This window comes from Thioalkalivibrio sp. AKL6 (genome assembly GCF_000376905.1).
In the GTDB taxonomy this organism is placed as follows: Bacteria; Pseudomonadota; Gammaproteobacteria; order Ectothiorhodospirales; family Ectothiorhodospiraceae; genus Thioalkalivibrio; species Thioalkalivibrio versutus.
In genome coordinates, this window is sequence record NZ_AQXS01000011.1 from 38907 (window position 1) to 58249 (window position 19343).

Sequence of the window (19343 nt, forward strand, 5' to 3'; positions counted from 1 at the left end):
TACTGGGGCGCCATGAACAATGATGCGATCGGGGGCACGAAAGGTTAACGCCCGCCTTACCCCGCAACGCGTTCCTGCGGTGGGTGATTGGCCGGGGCGTACTCGTGTACTACAGCGCGGATGGTTCGGCAGGCCCGCTCGGTGTCCATGTCGCGGTCGGCCTGGTCCAGCTGATTGAGGGCTGCGTGCAGGTCCTTCGCCGATACGCAGTCCTCGCGTGCGCGCATGATCCGCGGATGGCCTGTGGCCTGGACGTTGTCGCCGATCAGCAGCTCCTCGTAGAGCTTCTCGCCCGGACGCAGGCCGGTGAATACGATCTCCACACCATCTTCGGGCACGCCGTCTTCCTTCACCTGGCGCCCATGCAGGTGGATCATGCGGCGCGCCAGATCCACGATGCGGACCGGCTCGCCCATGTCGAGCACGTAGACTTCGCCGCCCTCGGCCATGGCACCGGCCTGGATCACCAGTTCGGTCGCCTCGGGGATGGACATGAAGTAGCGCGTGATCTCCGGATGGGTCACCGTGACCGGGCCGCCATCGCGGATTTGCTGGTGGAATAGCGGCACCACGGAGCCGGACGAACCCAGCACGTTGCCGAAGCGCACCATGCTGAAGATGGTCCCGCCCTGCGCGCGGGCGCGATCCTGCAGGACCATCTCGGCCAGGCGCTTGGTGGCGCCCATGACGTTGGTGGGGCGCACGGCCTTGTCGGTGGAGATCAGGATAAAGCGGTCCACGCCGGCATTGAGCGCTGCCTCCGCGAGCACGGCGGTACCGAAGACATTGTTACGCACGCCCTCGATCAGGTTGGCCTCGACGATCGGAACATGCTTGTAGGCCGCGGCGTGGTACAGCGTTTGTACGCCGTGTTCCGCCAACACGGAGGCCACGCGCCGCGCATTGGTGACGGAGCCCAGTACCGCGTGAATGGCTGGGCACCGGTCCAGTTGCGCCGCGGTTTCCTGCAACTCGCGTTCGATGCTGTACAACGCAAACTCGTTGCGCTCGAACAGGATCAGCGTCGCCGGTTCGAGACGAATGATGCGCCGACACAATTCCGAACCGATGGAGCCGCCCGCCCCGGTAACCATCACGATGCGGTCGCGCACACTGCAGGTGAGTAGCTCCGGGTCCGGCGGTACGGCATCACGACCGAGGAGATCGGCGATGTCGACGTCCTCCAGCTGCTCCAAACTCGCATGCCCGGAGACCACGGCCTCCATCGACGGGACCGTCTGGACGTACACCGGAAGCGGTTCCAGCTGTTCCAGAATGCGCCGGCGTTCCTGGCGCGTCGCGGACGGGATGGCCAGGAGCATCCGCTTGACCCGAAAACGCGACACAAACCGCTCCAGACGATCCGGACTATGGACGGGAATCCCGTCGATCGAACTCCCCTGCAGGCTCCGATCCTCGTCCACGAAGGCGACCACGCGGAAGCGGCCGCCCGCCTTGAGGCCCGACAGGAGCTGCACTCCGGCCTCGCCCGCCCCGAATACCACCACCGGCTCGGCACCCGAGGCCGCCTCGATGATCGAGCGATACCACGTGCGCACCAGGAACCGGCTGCCGCCGACATAGATAAAGGCCACGATCGCGAAGTTGATCGGCACGGAACGCGGAAAGCTGTCCACGCGACCGATCGCAACGGCGGCCCACAAAACAAGAGCGAGGACCGCCACACCGGACCCCACCGCCCAGATCGTGCGGGACCCCATGAAGCGGATTACCGCCCGGTACAAACCCAGCTTTGCGAACACTGGTATGCCCACCAGCACCACCAGAGGGAACAGCCACCAGGTCTCCTGCATGATTGTCGGGAACGGCTCCGCGAGGCGGATCGCGAAGCCCGACCACAGCGCCAACGGCAGCATGGCCACATCCGCCAGCACCATCAGCCAGCGCTTTGTCGAGCGCGGCAGCTTGAGCAGCCTTTCCAGGCTCCGGCTCAGCATGATTTGCAACACCGTTCCGGCATGTCTCGCCCGACTCTCCCGTCCACAAAAATTGCCTGAATTACACTACAGCAAGTGTACGTGCCGGGCGCTGCCGCTCTCCATCGCGGCGAGCGGAGCATAAGCAAACCGTGATAAAAATGCACTCATCGCTGAAGGGGTTGTCATCATTCCATGCTGGCAGGGGCTTCGCGGGCAGGCCCGCTCCCACAGGGCCGCTGCCGCTAGCAGACTCCATCCCCGCTCCCTGCCTCATTCACTGTGGGAGCGGCCCTGGCCGCGAAGCCCCCGCCAAACTCCATCCAGCCCCTTACTCCAGCCAGGCCGCATCCCACAGGGGGTAATCACCGAGATTGCCGACCTGCCCTGCCCGCAGCGGGTTCGCCACCACATAGCGGGCGACCGCCTGGAGATCCTCTTCCCGGCGCAATGCGCGGTCGTGGAAGCCGCTCTGCCACACTCGACATGTGCACCTCCGCAGTCGCCCAATCCGGCGGGTAGTGAGACTCTTGAGCTTTTGCACGGTACTGGAGAGGTCACCCCCTTCCAACTGCATCAGCCAGTGCACATGGTCAGGCATGACCACGAAACAGAGCGTCGACGCCGCGCCTTCCAGATCGCGCAACGCATGAACGACGCAGCGACCCTGGTCGAATTGCGAAAACCAGGCTTGCCGATCAGCACAGACCGCGGTGATCAGATAGACCCGCCCCGGCTCGCTGAAACGGCCGAGGCGCAGACGGTGCGTTCGTGCCTTCCGTGGCATTCCAACCTCCCTGACTTGTTGAAGCACTTACTTGCAGAACGAGCTTTGTGGGAGCGGGCCTTGCCCGCGAATGCCTCCCGCCCAAGCCCGACACCGGCAGGCGTTTCGCGGGCGAGGCCCGCTCCCACAGTGAAATTGCGACAGCCCAAATTGCCTCAGCCGAGGAGTTGGGCGAGGTCGTCGGGGCCGAGGATGGGGATGTCGAGGGATTCGGCCTTGGTGACCTTGGAGCCGGGGTCGGCGCCGGCGATGACGGCGGTGGTCTTTTTGGAGACGGAGCCGGTGATCTTGGCGCCGCGGGCCTCGAGGGCGGCCTTGGCCTCGTCGCGGGTCATGGTGTCGAAGCTGCCCGTGAGGACATAGGTATTGCCTGCCAGCGGGACTGTATCGCCCTCCTCCGCTTCCGGACGCGCGGGCGGGTCGGGCCAGTGCACACCGGCCTCGCGCAGGGCGCGGATCACCTGGAGGTTGTGCGGCTCGGCGAAGAAGTTGGCGATGTGCTCGGCGACGATGGGGCCGACATCCGGGACTTCCTGCAGCGCCTCGGCATCCGCCTGCATCAGCGTGTCGAGGTCGCCGTAGTATTCGGCCAGGTTGCGGGCGGTGACCTCCCCCACCTCGCGGATGCCCAGCGCGAAGATGAAGCGCGCCAGCGTAGTCTCGCGCGCCTGTTCCAGCGCGTTGACCAGGTTCTCTGCAAGCTTGGGGCCGACCCGTTCCAGCGCCTCCAGGCGTTCGGCATCCAGGGCGAACAGATCCGCCGGGCTTTGCACGATGCCGCCGTCGGCCAGCTGCTCGATGATCTTTTCGCCGAAGCCCTCGATGTCCAGCGCGCGGCGCGAGACGAAGTGCTTGAGGGCCTCGCGCCGCTGCGCCGGGCATACCAGCCCGCCAGTACAGCGGGCGACGACCTCGCCTTCGGTGCGCTCGATGTGCGAGTCGCACTCCGGGCAGGCCGCGGGCATCTCGATGGCGCGGGTGTCCGCGGGGCGCTCGCCGCCGGCGCGGCCGACCACCTCGGGGATCACGTCGCCGGCGCGGCGCACGATCACGCGGTCGCCGATGCGCACGTCCTTGCGCGCGATCTCGTCCATGTTGTGCAGCGTGGCGTTGCTGACCATCACCCCACCCACCAGCACCGGCTCCAGGCGCGCCACCGGGGTGAGCGCGCCGGTGCGGCCGACACGGAACTCGACATTGCGCAGCGTGGTGGTGCGCTCCTCCGCCGGGAACTTGTGGGCGATGGCCCAGCGCGGCGCGCGCGAGACGAAGCCGAGCTGCTGCTGATCGACCAGGGCATCCACCTTGTACACGATCCCGTCGATCTCGTAATCCAGCCCCGTGCGGCGGGCGGCCAGGCGCTCGTAGTAGTCGAGGCAAGCCTCGACGCCCTCCAGCACCTCGCGCTCCGGGCAGGCCGGGAAGCCCAGGCGCTGCAGCCAGTCCAGGGTGCCGGACTGGGTGTCCGGCAGCGTCCCGCCCTCGACGAAGCCCACCGAGTAGGCAAAGAAGCTGAGCGGGCGGCGCGCGGTCACCTTCGAGTCCAGCTGGCGCAGGCTGCCGGCAGCGGCATTGCGCGGGTTCATGAACCCGCGCAGGCCGTCGGCCTCCAGCCCGGCGTTCAGGCGCTCGAAATCGGCCCGGCGCATGAAGACCTCGCCACGCACCTCCAGCACCCGCGGGGCATCGTCGGTGAAGCGGTCGCCCAGATGCAGCGGGATCGGCCGCACGGTGCGCACGTTCGCGGTTACGTCCTCGCCGGTCTCGCCGTCGCCGCGGGTGGCGGCCTGCACCAGGCGGCCATCCTCGTAGATCAGGCTGATGGCGAGGCCGTCCAGCTTGGGCTCGGCCATGTAGGTGACGGCGCCCTCGCCGCGCGCAGGGTCGCCAGTCTGTTTCGCCAGACGCTCGCGCACGCGGCGGTCGAAGTCGCGGATCGCGTCCGCCTCGAAGCCGTTGGCGAGCGACAGCATTGGCAGGCGATGCCGGACCGTGGCAAAGCCCTCGGCCGGGGTGGCGCCCACGCGCTGGGTGGGCGAATTGGGGGTGACAAACTCCGGGTGGTCCGCCTCCAGTTGCTCCAGCTCGCGCATCAGGGCGTCGAACTCGGCGTCCGAGATCTCGGGGTCATCGAGCACGTAGTAGCGGTAGTTGTGATGCTCGATCTGGCGGCGCAGCGCGTCGATGCGCGTCTTCGGAGAATCCGTCGAGCCAGCCTGCGAGGCAGGCGAACCCGACCGGCTCACCGCGTACTCCGCCGGCGCAGCACATCCGGGCGGTGGCGACGCAGCCAGTCGCTCAGGTCCTCGCGCATGTAGGCCAGCGTCTGGTTGGTCGCGGTGGACTGCTGGGCATCCAGGATGCTGCCACCGAGATCGCGCGCCAGCACGTGGGCATGCTCCAGCAACGCCTCGAAGGCGCGCTGTGGCTCGGCGCTACGATGCACCTGGGTAAACAGCGTGACACCGGGCGTCATCATGTCCGCCAGGTCTTCCTCGCGCAGGGTGCCGGGCGGGACCATGTTGGCGGCGGAAAACAGCGGCACGCCGGCATCCGTCTCCGGTTCAAAGAAATGGTAGATATCCATCTCGCCGGGGGTCATTCCGGCGCGCTGCATCGCCGCACCCAGGGCAACGCCGGTAAACGGCTTGTTGCGCGGCGCGACCACATGGAGCACCAGGATCTTCTCCTCCGCCGGGTGGCGGTCGGCCCTCGGATTGCGCCCCACCACGCGCGGCTCGGACACGTATTCGCCCAGCGTGTCCATATCCGGCGCCGGTTGCTCGATCAGATCCGGGTTCATCTCGTGGTCCGGATCCAGATGCTCGCCCAGGGTGTCATCGGCGCGCGTTGGCTTGAGCTTGCCCGGACGCAGGCGATCCATGCCGGAGCGCAGCCGTGCACCCAGCCCCCCGAACGCCTCGCGGGCCCGCTCGACCGGGGCGCTGGCCGAACCCTTGCGCCGGGCACGGGCCGGGCGATCCTCGGGCGACGGTTCGAATGCCCCGTGCGGCGGGGGCGGCGTGGGCTCGTCGTCGCTGTCCAGCACGCCGTAGATGTCCTGGGCGCGCTCACCCCGCCGGCCGTAGTCCGATTCCAGATCCGGCTCGTCGTCATTGGCGGTCACGCCGAGGTGTGGCTCGTGGCGCTCCTCGCGCGCCGCGCCGGGGATGCGCGGCTCGTCGAACGCGGGTTCGCGCGCGCCGCCGGTGCGAACGCTGCGGCCGGTATCGAGCGGATCGCCCCAGCCGGCCTCCGGTTCAGCGGAGTCCCCGGGCTCGGCCGGCTCGTACCAGCGCTTGTCGCCCGGCTCGTCACTGGCACGGATATGTACGGCCTCGTCGCCCCAGTCCGCGGCATCGTCCTCCATATCGCGCTGCTGCGCCCGCGCGCGCAGACGATGGGCGGCCCAGATCCCCGCGATCAGGACAATCCCCAAAATGACCAGGCTGATACGCATCCAATCCACAAAAAACCTCGTTGATCCCGGTACCGACGGTCAGGCCTCGGCCAGTTCCACAGCCTCGTCGATATCCACGCTAACCAGGCGCGACACGCCCGGCTCGTGCATGGTAACGCCGATCAGCTGTTCCGCCATGGCCATCGTTGCCTTGTTGTGAGTAATGAAGATGAACTGGATCTGCTCCGACATCTCGCGCAGCAGGTCACAGAAGCGGCCGACGTTGGCCTCGTCCAGTGGGGCGTCCACCTCGTCCAGCATGCAGAAGGGCGCAGGGTTCAGCTCGAAGATCGCGAACACCAGGGCCGAGGCGGTGAGCGCCTTCTCGCCGCCGGACATCAGGTGGATGGTCGACAGGCGCTTGCCCGGCGGGCGCGCCATGATGGTGACGCCGGTATCCAGGAGGTCATCGCCGGTCATCTCCAGGCGCGCCTCGCCGCCCCCGAACAGGCGCTGGAACTTGTGCCCGAGCCCGGCATTCACCTGGTCGAAGGTCTGCTTGAACAGGGCCCGGGTCTCGCGATCGATGCGGTGCATCGCCGCCTCCAGGGTCTCCAGCGCCTCGATCAGGTCCGCGTGCTGCTCCTCCAGGTAGCGCGAGCGCTCCTCCAGGCTGCGCGCCTCGTCAATCGCCGCCAGGTTGATCGGCCCGAGCTTCTCGATCTTGCGATCCAGTTCACCGATCGCCTGTTCCCAGGCGGGGACGGTCGCGTCCTCCGGTAGCTCGGGCGCCAGGGCCTCGGCGGCGAAGCCGGATTCCTGGAACTGGGTCTTGAGCTGTTCGATCTGCACCGAGCGTTCGCGCAGGTCCAGGCGCAGCTCCTCGCAGGTGGAACGCTGCGCCTCGACCCGGTTGCCCAGCTCGGTGCTGGTGCTCGCCAGCTCGCGCAGCCGCGCGTCGCAGGCCTCCAGGTCCGCCCGCGCCTGGGTCAGGCGGGCCTCGGCGGCCTGACGCTGTTCCGCCGCGGTCTGCAGGTCCGCGCGCCACTGCTCCAGCGGGCCCTGGCGGTCGCTGAGCCCCTGCGCCAGGCGCTCCCGGCGCTGGGCGTCGTCCTCGCGCTGGCGCTCCAGTCGCCCGCGTTCGTTCTGTTCGCGCTCCAGGCGATGGCGCGCCTCCTGCTCGGCCATGCGCGCCTGGTTGGCCGCGTCGCGCGCCGCGCGCACCGCGTCGCGGGCTCCGGTCTGGGCCGTGCGCGCGGCCTCGACCCGCGCCTCCAGAGCGGCGCGGTCGGCCTCCAGGGTCTCGATGCGGGTCAGGGCCTCGTTGCGTTCGGCCTCCGCGGCGGCGAACTGCTCGCGGGCGCGCGCGGCCTCCTCGTCCAGCTCGCCCGCCTCGCGGTCGATGCGTTCCTGCTGTTGCTCCAGCTGCCGCGCCTGGTCGCGCAGGCGCTGGACGCGCCGCTCGCGGTCGTCGATTTGCGCCTTTTGTTCGCGGATCTGCCCGTCCAGCGCCTCGCGCCGGGCGCGGGTGGCCGCGATGGTCTCGTTGCGTTCTTCCAGCGCGGCCTGCAGCCGGCTCACCTGCGTGCTCAGTTCCTCCTGGCGTTCCTGCAGCTCGCGCGCCAGGCGGACCCGGGCCACCGCACCGCTGGCCCCACCCTCCAGCGTGCGATGAGCGACCCAGCCCGGGCCCAGCCAGGTGCCGTCCGGCGTGATGACGCTCTCGCCCGGCGCCAGCGTGGCCAGGCGTGCCCGCGCCGCGTCGGCGTCCTCCGCGCAATGCACCAAGGCGAGCCAGCCCGTGACGACCGGGGAGCCCTGTACCTGCCCGGCCAGGCTCCCCGCCGGCACCTCCGGCGTGTGCGACAGGCCCGTGCCGACCAGGCGCAGCATCGCTTCGGGGAGATCCTGCGCGGTCTCCGGCTGATCGGTGACGGCGGCCTCCAACCAGCTGCCCAGCACCATCTCCACCGCGGTATCCCAGCCCTCGGCCACCTCCAGCTGCTGCACCAGCGGGCGCGACAGGTCCAGACCGTGCTCGCGCGCCCAGGCCTCGCGGCGGGCGCGGGTCTCCTTCGGGTCGTCCTCGCCGGCGAAGTGCTCCAGCCCGGCCAAGCGCCCGGCGACCTCGCGGGCCTCGCGTTCGGTGGCATGCAGGGTGTCCTGCTCCTCGCGCTGGGCCTGTTCGAGATCGGCCAGCGCGGCCTGCTGCTGGTCGCGATCGCCCTGCAGCCCCTGCAAGCGCTCGCGCAGCCCGGTGAGTTCCGCGTCCAGGCGGTCGGCCTCGGTGCCCGGGTGGGTCTGTGGCAGCGCCGCGCGTTCAGCCTCCACGCGTTCCCGGCGCTGGGCGACGCGCTTGAGCAGATGCTCGGCATTGTCCATGCGCGAGCGCGCGAGCTGGGCGTTCTGGCGCGGCTCGGCGAGCGAGCGCTCCCATTCGGTCAGCGCCTCGCGTGCGCTCTGGTATTCGGTTTCGGCACCTTCGGCGGCAGCCTCCAGGCGTTCGCGCTCGGCCTCGGCGGTCGTGGCGGCCTCCTGACGCTGCGTGCTCTCCTGTTCCGCCTGGGCGATGCGCGCCTCCACCGACTGGTGTTCGCTGGCGGCGGCCTCGATGCGGTTTTCCAGCTGGCGCAGTTCGGCTTGTTCGCGCGCCAGTTCGTCCTCCGCATGGCGGATGGACTGCTCCAGGCGCGAGACCTCGGCGGCGCGGTCGTAATAGGCGCTTTGTGCCTGGGTGGTGGTCGCCTCCAGCTCGACCCGCTCCTGGCGTGCCTGCTCGGTGCCGGTCTGCGCCTTTTGTGCCTCGGCCTGGCTCGCAGCCAACGCCGTCTCGGCGTCGTTCAGGCGGGCACGGCTGGCCTCCGTCTCCTGCTCCTGGGCCTGCAGGCGCAGCAGGATCGCCTCGGCGCGCTTGCGCCGGCGCTCGGCGGCCAGCGCCTGGTAGCGTTCCGCGGTGGCGGCCTGGCGGTTCAGGCGCTCGGCCTGCTTGGACACCTCGTCGCGCACGTCGTCCAGGCGTTCCAGATTCTCGCGGGTGTGGCGCACGCGGTTCTCGGTCTCGCGACGGCGCTCCTTGTACTTGGAGATGCCGGCCGCCTCCTCCAGGTAGACGCGCAGCTCTTCGGGGCGCGCCTCGATCAGTCGCGCGATCATGCCCTGCTCGATGATGGCGTAGCTGCGCGGGCCCAGACCGGTGCCGAGGAACAGGTCGACCACGTCGCGCTTGCGCGCGCGCTGGCCGTTGAGGAAGTACTTGGACTGGCCGTCGCGGGTCAGCGCGCGCTTGACCGCGATCTCGCCGTAGCCGCTGTACTCGCCGCCCAGACGGCCGTCAGAGTTGTCGAACACCAGCTCAATGGAGGCCTGCCCCACCGGCTTGCGGCTGGAGGAGCCGTTAAAGATGACGTCCTCGCTGGAGTCCCCGCGCAGGTGCTTGGCCGAGGACTCGCCCATGACCCAGCGCACGGCGTCGATGGTATTGGACTTGCCACAGCCGTTCGGCCCGACCACGCCCACCCGGTTGCCGGGGAGGACGAGTGTGGTCGGGTCCACGAACGACTTGAAGCCGGCCAGCTTGATTCGGGCGAGTCGCACGTTCGGCGCTATCCGCGGTCAGGAAAGTCGGGGTTAGAATGGTACACGCTTCGACCTTTACCGTGACCCACTACCCGTTCGACAAACGAACCGCTTCACGAAACCATACAAAACCCTGCGGCGCGCCTGCACGCCAAGCCTTCCTTGCCTCCCGCTTTGGCGGGGGCTTCGCGGGCAGGCCCGCTCCCACAGGAACGACCGAGGACGCGACAAACCCATGCCCAGCCAGCCGAGCAAGACCCTGGAAACCTTCGACAACCCGGCGCCGGAGAACGATTTCGCGATCTATATCCGCGTCCCGGAGTTCACCTGCCTGTGCCCCGCCACCGGGCAGCCGGACTTCGCCGAGATTCATATCCAGTACGTTGCCGACGGCAAGTGCGTGGAGCTGAAGTCGCTGAAGAACTACATGTGGTCCTACCGCGATGAGGGCGCATTCCACGAGGCGGTCACCAACCGCATCCTGGCGGATCTGGTGGCGGCGACCGACCCGCGCTACATGCGCCTGACCTCGTATTTCAACGTGCGTGGCGGCGTCTATACCACGGTGGTTGCGGAACATCGCAAGCCCGGCTGGACGCCCCCGGAGCCGGTGCACCTGCCGGCGCCGACGCGCAGCCCGCTGGACATGAACGGCTGACCGAGCCCGCCATGCACGCCATCGGCATTGACCTCGGCACCTCCGGGATCCGGCTGGCGCTGCTGGACCCGGAGGGCGCGCGCATCCACAGCGCGCACCGGGCACTGCCGGCGTCGGTCGGGGGCGACGAGCAGCGGGCGGAACAGAACCCCGCGCTGTGGTGGGCCATCGTGCGCGAGCTGCTGCGCGAAGCGGCCGCGCATCTGCACGGCGCGCCCGCCGCCATCGCGGTGGACGGCACCTCCGCCACCCTGCTGCGCCTGGATGCCGACGGACGCCCGACCCATCCGGCCCTGATGTACAACGATGCCCGGGCCACCGACATGCTGTCGGTGCTGGCCGGGGTCGCGCCCGCGGACTCCGCCGTGCACAGCCCCAGCTCGTCGGCGGCCAAGCTGTTGTGGCTGCGGCGCCACGAGGGGCTCTCCGGCGTGCGCCGCGTCCTGCACCAGGCCGACTGGGTTACCGGACGTCTGCGCGGGCGCTTCGACCGCATGGACGAGAACAACGCCCTGAAGCTCGGCTACGACGCGCTGTGGGGCGGCTGGCCGAACTGGCTGCAGGAGACCCTGGGCAGTGACGCGGCGCTGCTGCCGGAGGTGGTCCCGGCCGGGACGGTACTGGGCCCGCTGGACCCGGAAATGGCGGAATCGCTGCATCTGAACCCGGCCTGCCGGGTGGTCGCCGGCACCACCGACAGCATCGCCGGGTTCCTCGCCTCCGGTGTGGTCGACGACACCACCGGCGTGACCAGCCTGGGCTCCACGCTGGTGATCAAGCAGCTGGCCCCGGAACCGATCTACGCCCCGGAACTCGGGATCTACAGCCACCGGCTGCTGGGGCGCTGGCTAGTGGGTGGGGCCTCCAACAGCGGCGGCGCGGTACTGCGCCAGCAGTTCGACGATGCGGCCCTGGAGCGGCTGAGCGCCGCGATCGACCCCGAGACCGACAGCGGGCTCGACTATCTCCCCCTGCCCTGCCCCGGCGAGCGCTTCCCGGTCAACGACCCCGAGCTGAAGCCCCGCCTCACGCCCCGCCCCGAGGACGACGTGCGTTTCCTGCAGGGGCTGTTCGAGGGGGTTGCCCGGGTGGAGCACGACGGCTATGAGCGCCTGTCCGAGCTGGGCGCCCCGCGCGTGGAGCGTGTCGTGTCCCTGGGTGGCGGCGCCCAGAACCCCGTGTGGACACGCATCCGCAGCCGGATTCTGGGTTTGCCGGTGACCACTGCCGAGGACGACGATGCCGCCAGCGGCGCCGCCCGACTCGCGCGCATCGGCGTGGGGCTGGAGCCGGGTTTCACGGGTTGACCGGCCAGGCCGAGAGGCTCGGCAATCGCCCGCTTTGGTCGGGGCTTCGCCTGCAAGCCGATCGCGATGCCGGCTGGGGGCCACCAATTCCATGAGGGGGATCTTGTGGGAACGGCCTTGGCCGCGAAGCCCCCGACAAAGCCGGACTCGGACAACAAACGTAGGATGCGATTCGCTGCGCTCGTCGCATCCTACGGCGCTGTTTGCCAGAACAAGGCACGGGCAGGCCGTTCCTACAAAACCCGTCCCATGATGTGCACTGCCATGACGCCGAGGGAGCGGATCGGTGCTACATTCGGGGGAGGCACCCAACAACAAGGGGATACGACATGCACTGGACGCGAATTCTCGGCATTGCACTGCTGGTGGGCGGCATCATCCTGCTGGTGATGGGCTACAACGCCACGGAAAGCCTGGGCGAGGAACTGCACCAGGAGTTCATGGGGCGCTATACGGACGACACGCGCATGTACCTGATCGCCGGCGGGATCATGTCCGTCGTGGGCCTCGTACTCGCGATCTTTGGGGTACGCCGCTAAGGGCACATCCGTGCCCGCCGGCACCCTCCGCCTGACGCCGCTGCTCGCCTTCCTCGCGCCGTTTCGCGGGCTCGCGCGCGTATTCGACCCGGGCCTGCGCGGTCTGGTGATCGGCCCGTTGATCATCAACATCCTGGTCGTAATCGGGCTCGCGACGGCCGCCGGGCTCGGCTTCGAGGCCCTTCTGGCGGCCTGGCTGCCCGGCGGCTGGGACTGGCTCGCCTGGCTACTGTGGCCCCTGTTCGCACTGGCGTTGCTGGTGGCCTTTGGGGTCTCCGCCGTCGCGCTGGCGGCAATCATCGCCAGCCCGTTCTCCGGGCCGCTGGCCTACCGCACCGCGCGCGGACTGGGCCACGAGCCCCGCCAGCCGGCGCGCTCGTTCCTTGGCGAGATGGGCCACGCGACCGTAACCGCGCTGCGCAAGGCCGGCTACTACGGCCTGCTTTTTATCCCCGTACTCCTGATCACGATCATTCCCGGCCTGAACCTGCTGGCTCCGATCGCCTGGTTCACGTTCGGGAGCTGGGTGCTGGCCGTGGAGTTCCTGGAGGCGCCGCTGGCCAACGACGGCCTGGCATTCGCCGAGGTCCGCAAGACCGTGCGCGCCCACCGGCTGGAGACCCTGAGCTTCGGCGCCGGGACCACGCTGCTGGCAATGGTCCCGCTAGTGAATCTGCTGCTGGTACCGGCCGCGGTCATCGGCGCGACCCACCTGCGAGTGCGCCTGCCCCGGGCCTAACGTCGGGACACTCCAGATGGACGCGAAAGTCCCCGAACGGTGCGTTTGGCAGGGCTCAACGCACCCTACCTCCACCATAATCCGGGGTGCCTCAAGCCCGATACCAGGCGCGTCGTCGTGAAAAGCCCGTACGGCACTCGGCACCAACGCTCTCACCCCGATTCCCTCGCCGTCTCCGGACCCTCTCGGGTGCCCCCACCCTTGATCCCTCTTCGTACCTTCGTGGTGCCAGAGATGGCTTTGACCTTTGGCGCAAAGGCGCCGGTCAGGCGAGCAGGGCATCCAGCGGGTTGTCGTCGGGGAGCGGGCGCATGCGGCCCTCGCGCAGCTCCTGGGCCACACCCTGCAGGGAGTGGCGCCGGCTGGCGCCCAGATCCAGCGACAGGAACAGGTAGCCGCGGGTCGCCTCACCGCGCCAGACCAGGCCCATGCGGTGAAACTGCCCGGTCGCCTTGTCGACCATCTCGAACCACTCGCCGGTGCGGATCCGGCTGGCATCGAAGACCCAGGGATCGTCGAGATCGGTCAACAGGTCGGGGTCGTCATCCTCGAGGCGCACGGCACGCCGCGCCTGGATTCGCGCCTGGGGATCGAAACGCGGCTCGTCAGCGGAGGCCCGGATGCGCTGCAGATGGGCCTGGCCCAGGTGCTGCACGACCGCCTTGACGCGCGCCTCGTCAGCGCCAAACTCGCGTGCGGTCACCACGATCCGCTGCACCAGCGGATTCGCTTCCTGCGGGGTCGCCTGGTTGCAGATGGCCCGCACCACGTCCTGCACCTCGGCGTCCAGCACCTGCACGGCCGCCTCGTCCACCGCCAGCAGGTCTTCCCAGGCCTCGGCGATCTGCTCGGCGGAGCGCTCCGGAAGCTCGGCCCCGGTCTCCAGCACGCAGACCGTCAGGGTGCGCCGGGCACGGGCCGCGCGTTCTTTCTGACACATCGGCGCCGCGCGCGCGGCGGCCTGTGCCCGCCAGTATTCGTCCTCCGCGGCCACGGCCGCGTCCCAGTTCTCCCGCAACGCCTGCGCCGCCGGGCGATCCAGATCATCGATCACGTTCCCCAAGTGTTCGATACTCTGGCGCATCGCATCAAGGTAGCGGCTGACCACCTCCGAGTCTTCCGCGCTGACCTCGGGGCTGATCCGCACGCCCGTATTGATCAGACTGCCGACCCATTCGCGCAACGGGTGCCTGGGGTCGTGGAAGAAGTCGAGGTCACGGCTGACCGCGCGCACCAGTAGCGGTTGCAAATCCAGCATCATCGCGCGAAACGCCGCATGGCAATCGAGGTGGCGCGACACCTCGGCGAACACGCCGGCCAGGACACCCTCGATGACGCTCTCGATCGGCGGTTCCGCCATCGCTTCGGCCACCACGGCGGCGCCGGTCGCCGGGCCGCCGCCCCCGCCCACCACAGCTCCATGGCCAGATGGCACCCAGCCGGCCGCCGCCGCCCACTGCAACCAGTCCGCCGGGCCGGCATCCGCGGCCGGCATCACAGCGCCGGCAACCGCAACGCCCCCTGCTCCCCTGACCCCAGGTGCGCCGCCCTCCGCCGCGGCCGGTTCCGACGCCGAGGCGGGGCCCCCTTCCCGGGTGGCCTGGGCCCAGCTCGCACGCCGCGACGTTCCGGGCAAGTCGCCCTCCGGGGCCTCGGACACCGGCTCTCTGACCAGCCCGCAGGCCTCGACTGTCTCGACCACGAAGGCCAGGGTCGGTGCGGCCGTCTGGCCCAGACAACGCACATAGGCTCGCATCAGGCCCAGCGTCATATCCGTCCGGCCGAACTGTTCCTCGGCCGACTCGATCAGACGCTCGTACCAGTTCAGCGGCGACCACGGCGCCCAGCCGGGGTGCTCGAAGCGGTGATCCTCGCGCGCGGCCTGGAGGAATACGAACCAGGAGTAGCGGTTCTGCTCACGGACCAGCCCTTCGAGCTTGTGACGCAGGGAGCGTCGGGTGGACTGGTAATCGTCCAGGATTTGCAGGCCGGAGTTGTCATCGGCGTAGCTGGAACCGGAGAATTCGTACTCGGGTGGGTAGGTTGTGGAGACAAAGTCACGCTCCAGGGCCTCCTCGAACTGGCGACGCAGCACATACTGATAGCCTTGGAGCTGGTTCGCCCACTCCGCGCTGTCGGCCTCGTCACCGCCAGCGAACCACTCCTGCGCGACGGATTCCAGACAGCGCTCAAGGTGATCGGTCACCCGCGGGACGATCCCGCGCACCAATTGCTGGCGCTGGGCATCCGACAAACCGGACAGACCCGACCAGACCGCGGCCCGTGCTTCTCTGTCTGTATGCTCCCTGCCTGCCATGGTGAGGTGTCCTCGTATTGCCGCGTGGTGGCTCGCGTGAGTTCCACGTGAGCCCGCCTATAGTGTACAGGCGCGGCCAAAGTGGGGCATCCGTCACAGTTTCCGCGTCGGACAGGGAGCTCGTTAAGGAGATGCGGATCAATTCGAGCGTTCGCGCTCGAGTCCATTTTTCTCGATGACAAGGCGCGGTGAGCGAAGTGTAGCCGTGCTACATAAGGGAGCCGCAACGCGGTCAGCGGGCCCATTGCCACCAAGCACGGGCGGCCGGTCCCTCAAGGGGTTGGCGCCCCCTGCTCCCCGATCCTGCGTTGCGCCGCTTGGCCGGAGAGTGACTACGGCGCTGCGCATTGCGCCTTGTCTCGGAAAACAGGGGCCCCACCGCGAACGCGCGATCCGCGTCTCGTTAAGCGTCCAGCGGCTGCTTTCCCACCTGAACCATTTCGCCCTCGACACGCACGGGGAACCGGGTCAGTGGTTCCTCGGCAGGCGCGGCCATCACCTCGCCGGTTCGCAGGCAGAACTGGGCTTCGTGCATCGGACACGTGATGCAGTCATCGGCGCCGATCTCACCATCCGCGATGGGCACATCCTCGTGAGTACAGAGGTTCTCCACGGCAAAATATTCACCACCCAGGTTAAAGATCGCCACCTCGGTATCCGCTGTCTCCACCAGGCGATGATCGCCATCCTGGATGGTCCCCACCGGGGCTACGTCAATCCATTCCGTCATCACGACTCCTTTGCTTCTGAAAATTCCCGATATCGCCCCCCTGCGCTGGCAGTTCAGGGAGACGCCCGCAGGGCTGCGGTCGCGGCCGCATCGATCTCGATCCGCCGGCCCTCTTCCGGGTGGTAGGAGAAGCGCCCCACCACCCGCAGGTTCTCGCCCAGGTGATCGCGCACCGCCGAACCGGGCTTGACCGCCACGCGGTTGATGTCATCGTCTTCCAGCCAGTAGTGTTCCGGATCATCAAAACGATTCACGACACCCTCGGTTTCCACCAGTTCGCCATTGAAGGCCGGCGCGGATGCAGCCAGCTGTTCCAGGGTCACTGGCGATACGCGCTCGCCCCCGCAAGCCACCAGCACGGCGGTCATGGCCAGCCCCAGCCACACGGCATTGATCCCTTTCAGCACGATCTTCTCTCCCAGTTGCACTCGCGGCGACTGCCGACGCTTATCCGGCTCCAGCCTACCGAAACTGCGCCATGTCACGCCCATTCACCCCTGAATGACGGGCCTAAGGAAACCCGGATGCATTCGCGCGACGTCGGCCCCGTCGAACTTCACGAGCGCTTTCGTTCGGAGGTGCGCGCTCAAGCTGATGGCATCGCCGCCGTTACCCTCGGCAGGTAAATCGCACACCCACCCGCGATCAAGGACGGACCCACCAGTGAACGCTTCACGCCACCATCGCCAGGCCCCGCGGACCTGGAACAACGCCCCATCCTCGCCGAAGGAATATCGACAAGGGACTGTCAGCCCCGGCCGGGACCATCCAATCACCGTTGCGCAGGAATCCCGGAGTACCGCGCAGGATGATGACTGGGTACAGCTCGCCAACGAAACCCTGAAACTGATCCGCCAGCTACGCATCTAGGTGTGATCTCTCAATAGGTTGTCCTCAGGGAGACCGAGGACGCTATTTCACGTTCTGAGCAAGCCAGCGATCCAGGGCATTGCCGAAGGCCTGGCGGTCGCGCGGGCCCAGCGCCGCCGGGCCGCCGGTCTCGACCCCACTGGAGCGCAGCGTGTCCATGAAGTCGCGCATGCTGAGGCGCTCGCGGATGTTGTCGGGAGTATAGAGCTCGCCCCGGGGATTCAGCGCCTGCCCACCGTTCTCGATCACATCCGCGGCCAGCGGGATGTCCGCGGTGATGACCAGGTCCCCGGCGCCAAGGCGCCGGACAATCTCGTTGTCGGCCACGTCGAACCCGGCGCCGACCTGGATCGAGTCGATCAGCTTCGACGGCGGCGTGCGCATCGGCTGATTGGCCACCAGCGTGACCGGAACCCCCGTCCGCTTCGCCGCACGAAACAAAATCTCCTTGATGACCGCGGGGCAGGCATCCGCGTCGACCCAGATCTTCATGGTTCTCCTTCCTGAAAGCTCGCTGATGATCGGGCCGCAGGGTAGTCGTTTGCGGCGCCCGGCACATTTCCTCACCGTTCGGATTGGCGCCGGGGCGGTACACGTGCTATCAGCTTGGGAGACGTCAACCGACAGGCTTGGCCTTTCCGGGCCAAGCCTCGCAAGGAGCATTACATGGGCATTGAAGTCACCGGCATTCTGGGCCTGATCTGGCTGCTGATCGTGATCTGGGCAATCGTGCGGACCGCACAAAGCCCCGCGACCCCCATAGTGAAAGTACTGTGGATCCTGATCCTGCTGTTTCTTCCCCTGGTCGGTCTGATCGCCTGGTTGCTGCTCGGGCCCAAGTAGGCCGCACCCAGGCACCGGGCGCTCACATCCGGCGCAGGAACTCCGCAAGGGTCGGCGCGTCATCGCCCCCCTGACGCAGTCGCTCGAGTAGCGCCTCCTGGGGACCAAAACGGGCTGCGTCGTAGGCGGTTGCCTGCACACGAGACGCGGAGCCCGCCCGAGCGGGCCTGACGGCCGACTCGTCCCGACCCTTCCAGCCGAAATCGGGCGGAGGACGGTCAGCCCCGGGTCGTCGACCGTCCTCGGCTTGCACGGTCGCCGGAGCCGCTACGTCCCTGGGTTCGTCCATCGCGGGCGCAAGCCGCGCACGCAAACGGCCCAGCAACCCGGCATGGCCCTCCGGATCCGCCTGTAGCGCGTCCATCAGTGCCATCAGATCGATCGCAGCGCAGCCCGTTCGCGCCCGGTACTTTTCGTGCATGGCGTCCAATTCAACCGCCAGGGCCTCGGGCTCGGAGGCCTCCAGGGCCACGTCGAACGCCGCGCGCAAGCGCCCGAGCACACCCTCTTCGCTGCCCAAGCCGTCCGAGGCTTCCGAAGCATGGTCGACCGGGGGCGGCTCCGTAGCGAGCGCCGGGGCTTGTGGACGGGCATCCTCCAACGGCGTATGCGCAGCCGGACTCTCCAGCTGCAGACGACGCCACCAGAAAAGGCTGAATGCTGGCGCGTCTTCATGCGGAAGGCTGTCTTCCAGGGCATTCGCCAGGCGCTGGAACGGACGCGCCGAGGGGTCATTCTCGGCGAACAGGGCGACCGGGTGCTGCAGTGTGACGGCCGAGCGGAGGCTTTCGTCGCGCTGGACGAAGCCGAGAAATTCGACCCGGGTATGCAGGTATTTCTCGACGGCATTGGAAAACCGCTGGAAGACGCTGCGGGCCTCGGCGACATCCGCCACCATGTTCACGATCACGCGGACGTCCAGGGCCTGACGCCGCAACGCCAGCTTGAGCAGGGAGAACGCATCGGTCAGCGAGGTCGGTTCCGGCGTCAGCACCAGCAGGACCTGGTGCCCGGCCGCGAGGAAATCGAGCGTGGTATCACCGATGCCCGCGGCGGTATCCAGCAGCAGGTCGTCGAAATCCGCCTCGATGTTCGCCAGTTCCTCCACCAGCCGCTGCTGATGCGCCCCGGAGAGCTCCGCATATTCGCGAATACCACTGGCGCCGGGGATGATCTTCAGGCCGTGCGGCCCTTCCAGCAGGATATCGCGGATTCCACATTCGCCCGCCAGGACCTCCGCCAGGCCCTGTTGCGGGCGCAACCCCAGCAGGATGTTCACGTTGGCGAGGCCGGTATCCCCATCCAGGATGCCGACCCGCCGCCCGCGCCGCGCCAGCGTGATCCCCAGGTTCACCGCAATGCTGGACTTGCCCACCCCGCCCTTGCCGCTGGCCACGACGAGGACCCGCGGGCGCGTGGCGACCCCGGAACGGGTATCCGTCAAGGCGCTGTGACGGGACATCGCGGCTTCCTGCATGGCACTCATCGGCATGGGGAAAGAATGACGGCGAACTCACGGTCGGTCTACCCCATTCGGTGGCGCGGGGCAATACCACTCAGTATAGTCAGGAACCAGTGGTGATCCGGCAGACTGCATCAGACTTTCGGTTCCGGACACGCACACAGGGCAAAAGGCGCGG

At 68.2% G+C, this 19343-nt stretch carries 16 protein-coding genes; 6 read left to right on the forward strand and 10 right to left on the reverse strand.

Annotation, left to right across the window (positions count from 1 at the left end; translation table 11 throughout):
- Nucleotides 1–56 precede the first annotated feature (56 nt).
- From D575_RS0110920 to smc, 5 genes are all read right to left on the reverse strand, one after another.
- On the reverse strand, nt 57–1958 hold the full coding sequence (locus tag D575_RS0110920) for a nucleoside-diphosphate sugar epimerase/dehydratase (RefSeq protein WP_018145952.1): 1902 nt from the start codon (nt 1956–1958) through the stop codon (nt 57–59).
- Between the two features lie 310 nt (nt 1959–2268).
- Nucleotides 2269–2724: a transposase gene (locus D575_RS0110925; RefSeq protein WP_018145953.1), complete on the reverse strand. Its 456-nt coding sequence runs from the start codon at nt 2722–2724 to the stop codon at nt 2269–2271.
- A gap of 155 nt (nt 2725–2879) precedes the next feature.
- Nucleotides 2880–4970, reverse strand: coding sequence for an NAD-dependent DNA ligase LigA (ligA, locus tag D575_RS0110930; RefSeq protein WP_018145954.1), 2091 nt, complete (start codon nt 4968–4970; stop codon nt 2880–2882).
- Complete coding sequence (locus D575_RS0110935) at nt 4967–6184, reverse strand: cell division protein ZipA C-terminal FtsZ-binding domain-containing protein (protein ID WP_018145955.1); 1218 nt, start codon at nt 6182–6184, stop codon at nt 4967–4969. The genes ligA and D575_RS0110935 overlap by 4 nt, the downstream gene beginning before the upstream one ends.
- A 39-nt stretch (nt 6185–6223) precedes the next feature.
- Nucleotides 6224–9718, reverse strand: a complete 3495-nt coding sequence (gene smc / locus D575_RS0110940; RefSeq protein WP_018145956.1) for a chromosome segregation protein SMC — start codon at nt 9716–9718, stop codon at nt 6224–6226.
- A 217-nt stretch (nt 9719–9935) separates the two neighbouring features.
- On the opposite strand from smc, the gene queF reads away from it, so the two are divergent.
- The 4 genes from queF to cysZ all read left to right on the forward strand — a co-directional run bounded on the left by queF (nt 9936) and on the right by cysZ (nt 12943).
- Nucleotides 9936–10358 (forward strand): preQ(1) synthase, encoded by a 423-nt coding sequence (gene queF / locus D575_RS0110945; RefSeq protein WP_018145957.1) that lies wholly within the window; start codon nt 9936–9938, stop codon nt 10356–10358.
- Nucleotides 10359–10369: 11 nt separating this feature from the next.
- Entirely contained in the window at nt 10370–11665 is a 1296-nt protein-coding gene (locus D575_RS0110950) for an FGGY-family carbohydrate kinase (protein ID WP_018145958.1), read from the forward strand.
- 329 nt (nt 11666–11994) lie between these two features.
- The gene (locus D575_RS0110955; RefSeq protein ID WP_018145959.1) at nt 11995–12204 is read left to right on the forward strand and encodes a DUF3185 family protein; all 210 of its coding nucleotides are present in this window, start codon (nt 11995–11997) and stop codon (nt 12202–12204) included.
- Between the two features lie 10 nt (nt 12205–12214).
- Complete coding sequence (gene cysZ, locus D575_RS0110960) at nt 12215–12943, forward strand: sulfate transporter CysZ (protein WP_018145960.1); 729 nt, start codon at nt 12215–12217, stop codon at nt 12941–12943.
- A 265-nt stretch (nt 12944–13208) separates the two neighbouring features.
- Here cysZ and D575_RS0110965 read toward each other — a convergent pair whose 3' ends face one another.
- The 3 genes from D575_RS0110965 to D575_RS0110975 all read right to left on the reverse strand — a co-directional run bounded on the left by D575_RS0110965 (nt 13209) and on the right by D575_RS0110975 (nt 16358).
- On the reverse strand, nt 13209–15197 hold the full coding sequence (locus D575_RS0110965; protein WP_018145961.1) for a DUF1631 family protein: 1989 nt from the start codon (nt 15195–15197) through the stop codon (nt 13209–13211).
- A 466-nt stretch (nt 15198–15663) separates the two neighbouring features.
- The gene (locus tag D575_RS0110970) at nt 15664–15990 is read right to left on the reverse strand and encodes a non-heme iron oxygenase ferredoxin subunit (RefSeq protein ID WP_018145962.1); all 327 of its coding nucleotides are present in this window, start codon (nt 15988–15990) and stop codon (nt 15664–15666) included.
- 53 nt (nt 15991–16043) lie between these two features.
- A complete protein-coding gene (locus D575_RS0110975; protein ID WP_369699427.1) occupies nt 16044–16358 on the reverse strand; it encodes a hypothetical protein in 315 nt (104 codons plus the stop codon).
- Nucleotides 16359–16653: 295 nt separating this feature from the next.
- Here D575_RS0110975 and D575_RS14200 point away from each other — a divergent pair, with 295 nt between their 5' ends.
- Nucleotides 16654–16860, forward strand: a complete 207-nt coding sequence (locus D575_RS14200; protein WP_081612132.1) for a hypothetical protein — start codon at nt 16654–16656, stop codon at nt 16858–16860.
- 42 nt (nt 16861–16902) lie between these two features.
- Here the strand turns inward: D575_RS14200 and D575_RS0110985 are convergent, their stop codons facing one another.
- A complete protein-coding gene (locus D575_RS0110985; RefSeq protein ID WP_018145965.1) occupies nt 16903–17352 on the reverse strand; it encodes a YaiI/YqxD family protein in 450 nt (149 codons plus the stop codon).
- Nucleotides 17353–17526: 174 nt separating this feature from the next.
- On the opposite strand from D575_RS0110985, the gene D575_RS14205 reads away from it, so the two are divergent.
- Nucleotides 17527–17703: a PLDc N-terminal domain-containing protein gene (locus D575_RS14205; protein ID WP_018145966.1), complete on the forward strand. Its 177-nt coding sequence runs from the start codon at nt 17527–17529 to the stop codon at nt 17701–17703.
- 22 nt (nt 17704–17725) lie between these two features.
- Here D575_RS14205 and D575_RS0110995 read toward each other — a convergent pair whose 3' ends face one another.
- Entirely contained in the window at nt 17726–19165 is a 1440-nt protein-coding gene (locus tag D575_RS0110995; RefSeq protein WP_018145967.1) for a MinD/ParA family protein, read from the reverse strand.
- Between the last annotated feature and the right edge of the window lie 178 nt (nt 19166–19343).